General features: G+C 67.0%; 12 protein-coding genes. 5 read left to right on the top strand and 7 right to left on the bottom strand.

Annotation, left to right across the window (positions count from 1 at the left end):
• Positions 1-127 precede the first annotated feature (127 nt).
• Entirely contained in the window at positions 128-1,411 is a 1,284-nt protein-coding gene (locus WG901_RS07865; protein ID WP_339586455.1) for a phospholipid carrier-dependent glycosyltransferase, read from the bottom strand.
• A gap of 102 nt (positions 1,412-1,513) precedes the next feature.
• Between WG901_RS07865 and WG901_RS07860 the strand changes: the two genes are divergently transcribed.
• From WG901_RS07860 to WG901_RS07850, 3 genes are all read left to right on the top strand, one after another.
• Positions 1,514-2,722 carry a trans-sulfuration enzyme family protein gene (locus WG901_RS07860; RefSeq protein WP_339586454.1) on the top strand — a complete coding sequence of 403 codons (1,209 nt, stop codon included), beginning with the start codon at positions 1,514-1,516 and terminating at the stop codon, positions 2,720-2,722.
• Between the two features lie 71 nt (positions 2,723-2,793).
• On the top strand, positions 2,794-3,240 hold the full coding sequence (gene apaG, locus WG901_RS07855) for a Co2+/Mg2+ efflux protein ApaG (protein WP_339586453.1): 447 nt from the start codon (positions 2,794-2,796) through the stop codon (positions 3,238-3,240).
• Between the two features lie 55 nt (positions 3,241-3,295).
• A complete protein-coding gene (locus WG901_RS07850) occupies positions 3,296-4,081 on the top strand; it encodes a LysR family transcriptional regulator (protein WP_339586452.1) in 786 nt (261 codons plus the stop codon).
• Between the two features lie 42 nt (positions 4,082-4,123).
• On the opposite strand, the gene WG901_RS07845 is transcribed toward WG901_RS07850, so the two are convergent.
• Entirely contained in the window at positions 4,124-4,387 is a 264-nt protein-coding gene (locus WG901_RS07845) for a glycine zipper domain-containing protein (RefSeq protein WP_339586451.1), read from the bottom strand.
• A 164-nt stretch (positions 4,388-4,551) separates the two neighbouring features.
• On the opposite strand from WG901_RS07845, the gene WG901_RS07840 reads away from it, so the two are divergent.
• On the top strand, positions 4,552-5,823 hold the full coding sequence (locus tag WG901_RS07840; RefSeq protein ID WP_339586450.1) for a DUF1214 domain-containing protein: 1,272 nt from the start codon (positions 4,552-4,554) through the stop codon (positions 5,821-5,823).
• Between the two features lie 96 nt (positions 5,824-5,919).
• On the opposite strand, the gene WG901_RS07835 is transcribed toward WG901_RS07840, so the two are convergent.
• Together WG901_RS07835 and htpX are read right to left on the bottom strand one after the other, a co-directional pair.
• The gene (locus tag WG901_RS07835; RefSeq protein WP_339586449.1) at positions 5,920-7,353 is read right to left on the bottom strand and encodes an aromatic ring-hydroxylating oxygenase subunit alpha; all 1,434 of its coding nucleotides are present in this window, start codon (positions 7,351-7,353) and stop codon (positions 5,920-5,922) included.
• 202 nt (positions 7,354-7,555) lie between these two features.
• Positions 7,556-8,440: a zinc metalloprotease HtpX gene (htpX, locus tag WG901_RS07830; protein WP_339586448.1), complete on the bottom strand. Its 885-nt coding sequence runs from the start codon at positions 8,438-8,440 to the stop codon at positions 7,556-7,558.
• Positions 8,441-8,573: 133 nt separating this feature from the next.
• Here htpX and WG901_RS07825 point away from each other — a divergent pair, with 133 nt between their 5' ends.
• Positions 8,574-9,251 carry a TetR/AcrR family transcriptional regulator gene (locus WG901_RS07825; RefSeq protein ID WP_339586447.1) on the top strand — a complete coding sequence of 226 codons (678 nt, stop codon included), beginning with the start codon at positions 8,574-8,576 and terminating at the stop codon, positions 9,249-9,251.
• On the opposite strand, the gene WG901_RS07820 is transcribed toward WG901_RS07825, so the two are convergent.
• From WG901_RS07820 to WG901_RS07810, 3 genes are read right to left on the bottom strand one after another with little or no spacing between them, the layout of a single operon-like run.
• The gene (locus WG901_RS07820; protein ID WP_339586446.1) at positions 9,235-10,377 is read right to left on the bottom strand and encodes a zinc-binding dehydrogenase; all 1,143 of its coding nucleotides are present in this window, start codon (positions 10,375-10,377) and stop codon (positions 9,235-9,237) included. The two genes, WG901_RS07825 and WG901_RS07820, sit on opposite strands and share 17 nt — an antisense overlap.
• Before the next feature lie 60 nt (positions 10,378-10,437).
• Positions 10,438-10,857: a GlcG/HbpS family heme-binding protein gene (locus tag WG901_RS07815; protein ID WP_339586445.1), complete on the bottom strand. Its 420-nt coding sequence runs from the start codon at positions 10,855-10,857 to the stop codon at positions 10,438-10,440.
• Between the two features lie 40 nt (positions 10,858-10,897).
• On the bottom strand, positions 10,898-12,460 hold the full coding sequence (locus tag WG901_RS07810; protein ID WP_339586444.1) for an AMP-binding protein: 1,563 nt from the start codon (positions 12,458-12,460) through the stop codon (positions 10,898-10,900).
• Positions 12,461-12,532 lie beyond the last annotated feature (72 nt).

Genomic DNA, 12,532 nt, shown 5'->3' with positions numbered 1-12,532 from the left:
GATCGTTGCCGACCGGGCCCTGGAAGTTTTGGGAGAGGATGCCTGAAAGGCACGCCCCTTATGTTGCGACGCAGCAATTGCTGCAAGTGCGAAATATCGATCGGTGATTGCTTAAACTGCAACTGGTCTAGCGCCAGGAGTTGAGCCACATCCAGTGGATATACGACGGGCGACCCTCATGCAGCCGGGCCGACGAGATGATCGGGTAGAACCAGACGAACATCGCCCCCGCCAGCGCCAAGGTGGCTGTCGGAATCCATTGCCAGCGTCCGCCCTTGCGCCAGACCTCGTCGAGCGCCAGCGCGAGGCAGCCCATCAGGAATGTGCCGGGCAGCAGGTAATGGTAGTAGAACTGGATCGGCTTGGTCGAGACCAGCCACATCCCCAGGCTCGCGGCATAGAGCACGGCCAGGGCCAGGGCGTCGCTGCGCCGCCGCATGATCCCGGCCCATAGCGCCCAGGCCAGCGCTGGCAGTCCGGCCAGCATCGTGAAGGGATTGCCGATCAGCAAGACCCCGCGCTGCGATCCGTCGACCACCTCGTACAGATACCAGATCGCGCGCCAGTTGGTGACCCATTCGTACCAGACGCTGCGATAGGGGTGCAGCTTCTTCACGCTGTCCTGCAGTTCGAGCATGTAGCGGTGGTGCCCGGCGATGTTCCACCAGGCGACTGCATGGTCGGTGTAGAAGAAGGTCGGCAGATAGGTCAGCCAGTAGACGATCAGCGGCACAGAGCCGAGCCAGAAGGCGGCTTCGATCAGCGACACGCCGGGCACCGGTCCCGTGTCGCTGCGCGTCAGGAAATGCCGGCCGTGATCGCGCAGGCGCTGAACCAGGAACAGCACCCCCGGCAGCATCGCCGCCGGCGCGATCGACCACTTGGCGCCGAGCGCCAGGCCGAAGCAGGCGCCGGTCAGCGCCAGCCGCCAGCGCGCCCGCTTCGTGGGCAGGCGCATCGCCGCGGCGAATTGCCAGAGCGCGATCATGCCGAAGCCGGCCATGACCATGTCGAGCATGGCGATGCGGCTCTGGATGAACCAGGCGAAGCCCGTGGCGACGAGGAACAGCGCGCTCAGGCTGGCGAAGCGGCGCAGGCTGGCCCACCACATCAGTCGCCCGAAGGCGAAGAGGCCGAGTGCGCCGAACAGCGCCGAGGGCAGGCGCCAGGCCAGAGGCGTGTCGCCGAGCAGCGCGATCGCGGCGGCGATCGCCTCCTTGCCGAGCATCGGGTGCTCGGGATTGGCCGACTGCAGTGCCAGCAGCTTGCGCGCCGCGGGGACGTAGTGGACCTCGTCGAAGTAGATCTTGGTCGGGATGCCGAGCCGGTGCCAGACGAGCGCGAGGAAGGCGAGGGCGATCCCGGCCGTCCAGAAAAGCGGGTCGCGGTCTTGCACGGGCGAGGTCTGCATCGCCGCGTCGGATAAAGGAACCCGGACAAAAGACAAAGCCCCCGAAGCGAGGCTTCGCGTTCGACTTGCGCCGGAATGCCGCGACTCCTAAAGCCGGCACCTATGAAACGCTCTACCGGACAGGACCGCTCGATCACCTCGAAATGGCGCCCCGCCACGCATGCCGTGCGTGCCGGCACCTGGCGCTCGGAACAGGGTGAGACCAGCGAGGCGATGTTCATCAACTCGGGCTACACCTACGACAGCGCTGCCGAAGCGGCCGCGCGCTTCGCCGGCGAGAAGCCGGGCATGACCTATTCGCGCACGCAGAACCCTTCGGTGCAGATGCTCGAAGAGCGCATCGCCATGATGGAGGGCGCCGAGGCCTGCCGCGCCCAGGCTTCGGGCATGGCGGCGATGACCGCGGCCCTGCTCTGCCAGCTCTCGGTCGGCGATCATCTCGTCGCGGCCAAGGCCATGTTCGGGCCTTGCCGCTGGGTGATCGACAATCTGCTGCCGCGCTTCGGCATCAGCGCCTCGTTCGTCGACGGCCGCGACAACGACGCCTGGGAAAGGGCGATCGAGAAGAACACCAAGGTCTTCTTCTTCGAGACGCCGGCGAACCCGACGCTCGACGTTGTCGACATTGCCTTCGTCTCGGCGCTCGGCAAGGCGCACGGCATCGTCACCGTCGTCGACAACGCCTTCTGCACCTCGGCGCTGCAGCGGCCGCTCGAACTCGGTGCCGACGTCGTCGCCTATTCGGCGACCAAGCTGATGGACGGCCAGGGCCGCGTGCTCGCGGGCGCCGTCTGCGGCTCGAAGGACTGGATCGACGGCAAGCTGCTGCCCTTCCAGCGCAACACCGGCCCGACCCTGGCGCCGTTCAACGCCTGGATCGTGCTCAAGGGGCTCGAGACGCTCGACCTGCGCGCGCACAAGCAGAGCGAGAACGCGCTCAAGGTCGGCCGGTTCGTCGAGGAACGCGTGCCGCGCATCCTCCATCCGGGCCTGCCCAGCCACCCGCAGTACGATCTCGCGCGCAAGCAGATGAGCGCCGGCGGGGCGATCTTCTCGATGCTGCTCGACGGCGGGCGCGAACAGGCCTGGGCCGTGCTCGATGCGCTCGAACTGATCGACATCTCGAACAACATCGGCGACACGCGCTCGCTGATCTGCCACCCGGCCTCGACGACGCACAGCTCGATCGGCGATGCGGCGCGCGCCGAAATGGGCGTGGTCGACGGCATGTTGCGCATGAACGTGGGGCTCGAAGATCCCGACGATCTGATCGAGGATCTCGACCGGGCGTTCAAGAAGGCCGGGCTTTGACCCGGCTCACCGCCGAATTCGACAGGACCGGTGTTGAACGCCTCGGATTCAGGCGTTAGGTTCCGGCCGCTATGAAGGAACTCTTCCAGCACGCCGCGATCACCCCGGTCAGCGTGATCGACGCGAGCGGCGCAGCCGTGGCCGCTGCGAGTGGCGGGATCACCGTGCGCGTCGCGGTGAACTTCCTGCCCGAACAGTCGCGGATCGAGGCGAGCAAGTGGTTCTGGGTCTACCACATCCGCATCGAGAACGATTCGGACGAGACCGTCCAACTGATCACCCGCCACTGGCGGATCACCGATGGTCGCGGCATGGTCAACTTCGTCGACGGTGACGGCGTCGTCGGCGAACAGCCGATCCTGCGCCCGGGGCAGAGCCACGACTATGTCTCGGGCTGCCCGCTGACCACGCCGCACGGTTCGATGGAAGGTCACTACACCTTCCGTCGCCACGACGGCTCCGAATTCCAGGCGGCGATCCCGTTCTTCCCGTTGGCGGCCCCAGCCACCGCGGGCTGATCCGGTCTCACTCCCAGGCGTTGTATCCATCTCGGCTTTGCCATAGGACCGAGGCATGAAGCGCACCCATCTGCCGCTCAACGCCCTGCGCGTCTTCGATGCGGCCGCCCGGCATCTGTCGTTTACCCGCGCCGCCGACGAACTGGCCGTGACCCCGGCCGCGGTCGGCCAGCAGATCCGCGCGCTCGAAGACCTGCTCGGCGTCGTGCTGTTCCGCCGCACATCGAAAGGTCTCGAACTGACCGACGAGGCGACGGCCGGCCTCGAATCGCTGCGCACCGGTTTCCTCCATTTCGAGGACGCGGTGCAGGCGATGCAGGCAGGCCAGTCGAGCCATGTCTACACGATCGCCGCGCCGCGCGACTTCTTCGTCGCCTGGCTGGCCGAGCGGCTTGCCGCCTTCCGCGCCGCCAATCCGCAGGTCCGCTACGTCCTCGTCGACGGCGAGATGACCGATTTCACCGAGGCGAATCTCGACATCGCCGTGCGCTGGACCGAAGGGCCGGGCGATCTCGAGGGCGTGGCGCTGGGCGAGCCCGAGCGCGTGACCGTGGGCGAGGGCGAGTGGATCGCCTGGCCCGGTGACCTCGCGCATATCGAAGGGCACGAAAAGGCGCCGCTGATCGTCGGCGACGCGGGCGAGGCGATCGCCGCGGCCGCCGCGGGCCTCGGCCGCGCGCGCGTGCCCGCGCTGCTGGCGCAGAGCTGGATCGACGACGGCCGCGTCAAGCCAGAAGGGCCGATCGAGATCGGCCGCCGCGGTTACTGGCTGGTCGCGCCGCTGCCGCAATGGCGGCAGAAGAAGGTCAAGGCGCTGGTCGCCTTCCTGTCCGGCGAATAGGGAACGCGGGCAGGGACGAATGTCCCTGCCGCACCGATCCTGTCAGCGCCGGCTGCGGCGATACACGCGGCGGCAGTTCTTGTTGTACTTGTTGCGCGCGATCTCGTGGCCCGCGATGCCGCCGCCGACCGCACCGATGATCGGCGCACCGCGCCCGCCGACGATCGCACCCAGCACCGCACCGCCCGCCGCGCCGACGACGGCACCTTCGGTCTTGTTGAGCCGGCGGCAGCTGCGCGCCTCGGCGCTGGTGGCGGTTCCGATCGTGAGAGCCGCTGTGGCGAGAATAAGAAGCGAACGTTGCATGGCTGTCATCCCTTGAACTGGTTCCCGCACAAAGCCCAGCCGGGCGCAATGTTCCAGACGGGCGGTGCTGCCAAGGCGATGAAAGGCCCGTCGGACGCGACGGGCGTTGCCTGACAGGCTGCTGGTGGTCAGACTGGAGCTTCGCGATCGAGGAGGACGATACCGTGAAGAAGACCCTCTGGCCGTTGGGCCTTGCCGCCGTCGCTTTGGCTTCGCTCGGCTGGACCGCGCGCGCCGCCGCCGCGCCCGCCGACATGCCGGCACCGCCGATGGTGGCCGGCTGGCAGGATTTCTTCGAGAGCCTGCGCACCTTGCCCGAGCGGATGCTGGCGAAACTGCCCGAAGCCCAGCGTCGCGATCCGCAGGTCCAGCAGGAGGTGGCGCGGCTCGCGCTCGAGGCGCTGGCTTCGCAGACGCTCGAGGCGATCGGCGGTGACGGTGATGCGCCACAGTTCCTGCCCTCGCTCGGGCAGGTGCTGAACGTCGGCCAGCCCAATGCCGATACGATCTACCGCAGCGCGACGATCACGCCGGGCGGCACCTATCGCTTGCGCGGTCAGCGGGGGAACGTGTCCCTGGCGGTGATGCAGCAGGTGTTGCCGCCGGCCGAACGCAACCAGGGCGCCGCCGCACAGCTCGACCTGTCGAAGCTCGCGGTCGACAAGGACGGTCGCTTCGACGTGCTGCTGAGCGCGACCAAGCCCGCGGGCCATGCGGGCGACTGGTGGGAGCTGAAGCCCAGCGCGAACCGGCTGATGGTCCGTCTCGTCAGCGCCGACTGGGGCAAGGAGGTCGAACCGACCCTCGCCATCGAGCGCCTCGATCGCCCTGCCGAGCGTCCGCGCCCGCCCGCGGCGAAGCTCGAACAGCGGCTGCGGGCGCTGCCCAAGCAGGTCGATTTCATCGCCCAGCTCTTCGTCGATCATGTCGAGAAGCTGCGCCAGGAGGGCTTCGTCAACAGCCTCAAGATCTTCAACCCGCCGGGCTCGATCCTGCAGGGCCAGTTCTACTACGAAGGCACCTACGATCTGAAGGATGACGAGGCGCTGATCATCGAATCGCCGATTCCGACCAAGTGCGACTATCGCTCGTTGATCCTGACCAACGAGATCTACGAGACCACCGACTGGTACAACAACCATTCGAGCCTCAACCACGCCCAGGCGGGTGCCGACCCCGACGGCAAGCTGCGCGTCGTCGTCTCGGCCAGGGATCCGGGCGCGAAGAACTGGCTCGACACCGCGGGCAATCCGACCGGGATCATCCAGGGGCGCTGGACGGGCTGCGACAGCCAGCCGATCCCCGTCACGCGCAAGGTCAAGCTGGCGGAGGTGCTGAAGGTATTGCCCCAGGGCGTCGCCACGGTCACGCCCGAGCAACGCCAGGAAATCATCCGCGAACGCCGGCGCGCGCTGCAGGAACGGCCGCTGTGGTGAGGCTTTGGAGATCCTCCCTCATCGGCGGAAGATCGAACAACGAAAAAGCCCCGGACTCGCGTCCGGGGCTTTCGTGTTTTCGCCTCTGCGATCCGATCAGAAATCGAATTCGAGGATCGGACCGTCGAAATTGCCGGCGAGCAGTTGATTGGCCTGCGCCAGCTTCTCCTGCGGAACGCCGGAGATGTAGCCGTCGATGATCCGCTGGTAGTTGCTGATCATGCCTTCGACGTCGCGCGACAGGCGCATGAATTCGAAGCCCTTGGCGTGCATGCCCTGCTGCTGGATCGGGATGTTCGCATAGTCCTGCCGCGGGATCGGCGGGAATTCCTGGCTGTCGTAAGGCAGGATCGTCGGCTCCATGACCGGCTCGGGCTCTTCCCCTTCGGGGAAGGTGGTGAGCGACCACAGTTCGAAGAAGCACGATTCCGGACCGAGCGGCCGGATGCGATAGGCCGAGAAGCTGCTGAAATAGGGCAGCAGGAAGTAGTGCGGGAACAGGAACTCGACCGACTTGATCGGATCGCTCTGGGTCACCGCGCACAGGTCCGGCACGGGCTCGCCGCGTGCCTGAAGCTGCGTGGAGATCTGGTGCATGACCATGCCCAGCCACTGGAACACGGCCATGTTCTTGTCTTCGGGCAGGCCTTCCTCGATGCCGACCATACCGCGCGCGATCTCGAGCTCCTTGGCGTGGAGCATGCCGGCCATGCCTTCGCTGAGCAGCGCCATCGATCCGACCTGGATCCGCTGGTTTTCGGTGTGCGAGAGCTCCGGATCGGCCATCTGCGGCATCGGGCCGCGCGGCTTCTCGTACATCGAGCCGTACATCTCGGGATGCGCGGCCTGAAGCTGCGGGTGGGTCTTCATCACGTGGTAGCCTTCCATGAAGGCTTCCATCGCGACCTTCCAGTTGGCCGGCAGCACCGTGCCGAACTGCCACTCGGCGCGCAGCTTGTGCAGGTTGTGCGCTTCGAGCCGATCGATCAGCGGGCCGATCGATTCACGAAGGCTCGGTGCGTCGTCGTCGAAGTTGATCCAGACGCAGCCGATCGCGGTGTCGACGCGGCAGGGGACCAGGTTGATATCGGCGGGATCGAGCTGCCGCTCCGAGAACAGATGCTTGCCGTAGACGAGCGTGTTTTCGCCTTCGGCGTTCCAGCGCCAGCCGTGGAACGGACAGACGAAGCCCGACTTGCGGCAGTTGCCATGACCGCCGCCGGTCAGGTCGTCCTTGAGCGGGTTGCCCGCAATGGGCACGCCGCGGTGGCGGCAGGCGTTGTGGAATGCCTTGATGCCGTCCTTGGTGTTGACGATCAGGACCGACTTGCCGACGTTCTGATATTCGATCCAATCGCCCTCGTCGGGGATCTGCTCGATGCGGCAGGCGTTCTGCCAGACGTGCGGCCACACGTGGTCGAGCTCCATCTGGTAGAATTCGGCATCGTAATACCGCTGAGCCGGGATGCGTTCGGGATCTTCGATCGGGAACGGCACGTCGCGCAGGCCCGTATTAGCTGATTTAAGCACTCCCACACCTCTTGGATTCGTTGTTCTGCTGAACAAGTGTACGACACCCCTCCAGCCCGTGCAAAGAGGGAGTTGCTCACTCGCGCTTGAGCGGGACTTTGCCACAGCCCCCGTTTCGTCTCAACCCGGGGTGTTCTCAGTCATCGCTGCAGCGAAGACGCGTCGCGGGAAAAGGCCTTGATCCGCAAGGAGCAAGCTCCTCTCAGCGTCGATGCGGGTCCAGTGCGGAGCGGCCCGCGGGCTGTGGCGCCCTCATCCCGGTCTCCATGCCCGTCATCGCGTTCAGTGCGGCGATCCGCTTGTCGGTGGCGGGGTGGGTCGAAAACATTTCCGAGACCGAGGTCGGCACGATGTAGAGCTGCGCGGCGGCGGGATTGCGCATCGCCGCCTCGCTTGGCCGCTGCTGGGCGGGGCCGGCGATCTTGGCGAGGGCAGTGGCCAGAGCGCGCGGGTTGCCGCTGATCTCGGCGCCGGCGCGATCGGCGCCGTATTCGCGCGTGCGGCTGATCGCCATCTGCACGATCATCGCCGCGAAAGGCGCCATGAACACCGCGAGCAGCGCGACCAGCGGGTTGGGGCGGTCCTCGCCGTTACCCCCGAAGAACAGGCCGAAATTGGCGATCATCGATACGGCCCCGGCGATCGTCGCGACCATGGTCATGACCAGGGTGTCGCGGTTGCGAACGTGGCCGAGCTCGTGCGCCATGACCCCGGCGACCTCGTCGCGCGTGAGCATGTTCAGCAGGCCGGTGGTGGCAGCGACCGCGGCGTTCTCGGGATTGCGGCCCGTCGCGAAGGCGTTGGGGCTGGGATCGTCAACCACGTAGACCTTGGGCATCGGCAGATTGCCGCGCCGCGCCAATTCCGCGACCAGGCCGTAGAAGTCGGGCGCGCTCGCAGCGTCGACCTCGCGCGCATTGTGCATGCGCAGGACCAGCTTGTCGGCGTTCCAGTAGGTGAAGAGATTCATGCCCGCGGCGATCAGCAGCGCGATCATCGCGCCGCCGGTGCCGCCGAACATGTATCCCAAGGCCATGAACAGCGCCGTCAGCGCCGCCAGCAGCATGGCCGTCTTCAATCCGTTCACGAAGAAATTCTCCCGTTCATCCCGGATGAATCTAGGATAGGAGCGTGAAGTTTCAACGCGTTTGCCCCGCCGGAACTTGGCAGCAAAGCTATGTAACATTAGGGATCGTCTTTCGGCGAACGGGGAGTACCAGGTGGCGAAGGCGCAGGGTGGCAAGAGCGCGACATTGACCGACCAGCCGCGCCGCAAGCGCCGTTCGTCCGAGGAAGTGGCCGACCGCATCCTCGACGCCGCCGCGGAGGAGTTCGAGACCGCCGGCTATTCGGGCGCCACGACCGCGGCGATCGCGCGCCGTGCAGAAGTGACCGAGGCGCAGATATTCCGCTTCTACGGTTCGAAGCAGGAGCTGTTTCGCGCGGCGATCTTCAAGCCGCTCAACCGCCACCTCGTCGCCTTCCACGAGGCGAACCAGGTGCCGCTCGGCGACAACACGACGATGCGCGAGATGGCGCGCCGCTACATCGGCGAGCTGCAGGACTTCGTCGAGCAGCATTCGCGCATGTTCATGTCGTTGATCGTGGCCTCGGCCTATTCGCCCGAAGCGACCAATCCGGTCAGCGACATGGAAGGCCTGCGCGCCTATTTCGAACAGGGCGCCAGCGTCATGACCAGCCGCGTGGGTGAGGGCGCGTCGGTCGATCCGCAACTGATGGTCCGCGTTTCCTTCGTCGCGGTACTCGCCAGCCTGATGTTCAAGGACTGGCTGTTTCCCGCCGGCATGGCCAAGGACGGCGACATCCGCGAGGCGATCGCCGATTTCGTCATCGACGGCATCATGGCCAACGAACGGCGCGCTAAAGCGTCGGATTGATCAGGAATTTTTCGCCGGTCGCCAGCTTCGCATAGGCCGCCATCGTCTCGCGATCGAGCACCTGCGCCAACGAGATCTCGCGCGTGAAATGGCTGGCGAAAGTGGTCCTGAGCCCGCCAAGCACGCGCGCGTTCATCGCGGCGATGCGTTCGGGCGGCAATTGGCCGAGCGTGCGCGGCAGCGCCCAGTTGCGGACGTCCCAGAGCATGCCGTAGCGCGCGTTGTGCAGCACGGTCGGCGTGCGGTCGAGGTGGCCGTAGATGTTGACCTGTTTCAGCGTTAGCGAGCCGTAAGGGCTGTAAAAGCCCATCGCCGCCGCGGCGACGTCTTCCATCGCTTCGAGCAGCAGGCCGGGCGAAGCCCCGCCGCCGATCGCGTCGAAGGCCACGGTCGCGCCGGTCGTGGCGATCGCGTCGCGAAGCTGCGCGGCGAAATCGGGATCGGCGGAATTGCAGACATGCTCGGCGCCGAGATCGCGCAGCAGCTGCGCCTGTTCGGCGCGGCGAACCACGTTGACCAGCGGCAGGCCGTCCTCGGCGCAGATCCGCACGAGCATCTGGCCGAGGTTCGAGGCGGCGGCGGTGTGGATCAGCGCCTTGTGCCCGTCGAGCCGCACGGTCTCGGCAATGGCCAGCGCGGTCATCGGGTTGCAGAAGGCGTCGGCGCCCTCGCGCGAAGACAGGTCCTCGGGCAGGGGCGCGCATTCGGCGGTCGTGACGGTGACGTACTGGCCGAACGTCCCCCGGCGCAGCGACAACAGCGTGACGCGCCGGCCGAGCAGATGCTGCGCGTCCGCGCCGGCCGCTACGACGGTGCCGGCCCCGGCCAGCCCGGGTTGAAGCGCCGCGCCGGTGCGTCCGGCATAGGCTTGCGCGGCTTCGGGTGGCAGCGCGATCGCCACTTCGGGCCGCGCTGCGCTGCCACCGAAATGCGCCGTCGCGGTATCGCCGCCGGCGAGCAGCGGCATCAAGTCCGAGGGGTTGATCGGCACGGCCTCGAGCCGGACGAGGACCTCGTCGGATGCGGGGGCATCGAGCGGCGCCTCGATCAGTGCCAGTCGCAAGGTTCCGTCAGCATCGAGCGTCGACGTGAGCTGCAGCCCGTGGCTGGGCGTATTGTCGTTCATTGCGGAATCTCCCTCTCGCCGCCAGAGATCATGCGGCGGCGAGGGGATCAAGCGCCGGGCTCAGCCCGCGTGCAGACCCGCGGCTTGAATGCCGGCGAGGGCGGCTCCTTCATCCTTGTCAGACAGGTCGCCGCTGATGCCGATGGCGCCGAGCAGGGTTCCGGCATCGTCGCGGATCAGCACGCCGCCCGCGGCGGGGATCAGCTTGCCGTCCCAGGCGACCGAGAGCGCGGCGATGAAGGTCGGGCGGTCGGCGGCCATCTCGCCGAGCACCCGGCTCGAGGTGCCCATGGCCAGCGCGCCCGCTGCCTTGCCTTGGGCGATCTGCGGGCGGCCGTATCCCGAACCATCCTCGCGCTCCGAGGCGACGACGTGGCCGCCGGCATCGAGGACAACGAGGGTCAGCGGCTTCAATCCGTGCTCGCGACCATGGGCGCGGGCGGCGGCGATGACGGTGCGGGCCTGTTCGAGCTGGATCATGACGACTCCCAAAATGTATCCGATCGGTGCTCTAGGCAGTCTATTCGCCGGCGGCAACCTCGGCCATGGCGCGCAACGCCTTCTTGTCGGGCTTGCCGACCGGCGTCTGCGGGATCGCGGCGACGAATTCGACGGCCTTGGGCGCCTGGAAAGAGCCTTTGCGTTCGGCCACCACGGCGGTGAGCGCGGCCGGATCGGCGCTCATGCCGGGGCGGAGCACGACGAAGGCCTTGACCGCCTCGCCCCATTTCGGATGCGGCACGCCGATCACCGCGACCTGGGCGACCGCGGGATGCTCGCCGACGATGTCCTCGATTTCGCGCGGATAGACGTTGAAGCCGCCCGTCACGATCATGTCCTTGGTGCGGTCGACGATGCGCAGGAAACCGCCCGGATCGCGCACCGCGACGTCGCCCGTATGCAGCCAGCCGTCGCGGAAGGTCTCGGCGTTGAGTGCGTCGTTGTCGCGATAGCCGTCCATGACCAGCGGCCCGCGCACGCAGATCTCGCCGGGCTCGCCGTCGGGCACGGGCTGGCCCGCGGCGTCGAGCAGCGCGAGGTTCACCCAGGGCGTCGGCCGGCCGCAGCTCGCGAGGCGGCGCAGGTCGGTCACGTCGTGCTCGGCCTTGCGCAGGATGGTCAGGGCCATCGGCGCTTCGGCCTGACCGTAGAACTGCTGGAACACCGGCCCGATCCGCTCGATCGCTTCCTTGAGACGCGCCGCCGCGATCGCCGAGGCGCCGTAGAATACGGTCTCGAGGCTCGACAGGTCGAACTCGTCGAAGCGCGGGTGATCGAGCAGCGCATAGATCATCGTCGGTACCAGCATCATGCAGTTGATCCGGTACTTCTCGATGTTCGCCATTACCGCGACGGGCTCGAAGCCCGGTTGCACGACCATCGACCCTCCCTTGAGCAAGGTCGGCAGGAACATGGCCGCGCCGGCATGGCTCAGCGGCGTGCAGGTGAGGACCCTGGGTTCCGCCGGCCATTCCCAGTCGGTCATCATGATCTGCAAGGTTGTCACCGCGACGCGCTGGATCGAGGGGATCGCCTTGGGCTTGCCCGTCGTCCCGCCCGAATAACCGAGGCGCATGACATCGCCGGGTTCGACCCGCGGCGCCACGAGCGGCCCCGGCGCGAAACCGGCGGCGAGCCGGGAGAGATCCGCAGCGATCGCGCAGGCGCCGAAGGCCATGAGTTTCAGGTCGGGCGCTTCAGCTGCGATCTCGGCGGCGCGATCGGCGAAGCGCTCGCCGTCGAAGATCAGCAGTTCGACCCCCGAATCGCGGATCACGTGCAGGTGGTCGGCCAGCCCGGCGAGCGGATGCATGGGCACGTAGACCGCCGCGAGGATCTGCACCGCGTGGCTGACATGAAGCACTTCGGGGCGATTGGGCGAGATCAGGCCGACGCGCGTGCCGCGGCCGACACCAAGGCCGGCGAGCGCCTGCACCATGCGGCTGGTCTCGTCGCGCACTTCTCCCGCGGTCAAGGTCGGGCCGCCAAGCAGGTGGAGCATCGGCCGATCGGTCGCGCTGCTCAGCGCGTTGACGAGCAGGTCCGCGGTGTGGAGCGGGCGGTGCAGCGCGTCGTCGGTCATCTCGGCTCCCCGGTCTGTTCTCTTCTGACGCGGTCGATAACAGGATTTGTCGATCGCACAAGGTTGGAACTT

It is taken from the genome of Novosphingobium anseongense (genome assembly GCF_037482895.1).
GTDB lineage: Bacteria > Pseudomonadota > Alphaproteobacteria > Sphingomonadales > Sphingomonadaceae > Novosphingobium > Novosphingobium anseongense.
The sequence above is the reverse complement of the archived record's forward strand: the minus strand, read 5'-3'. Positions and strand labels throughout refer to the sequence as shown.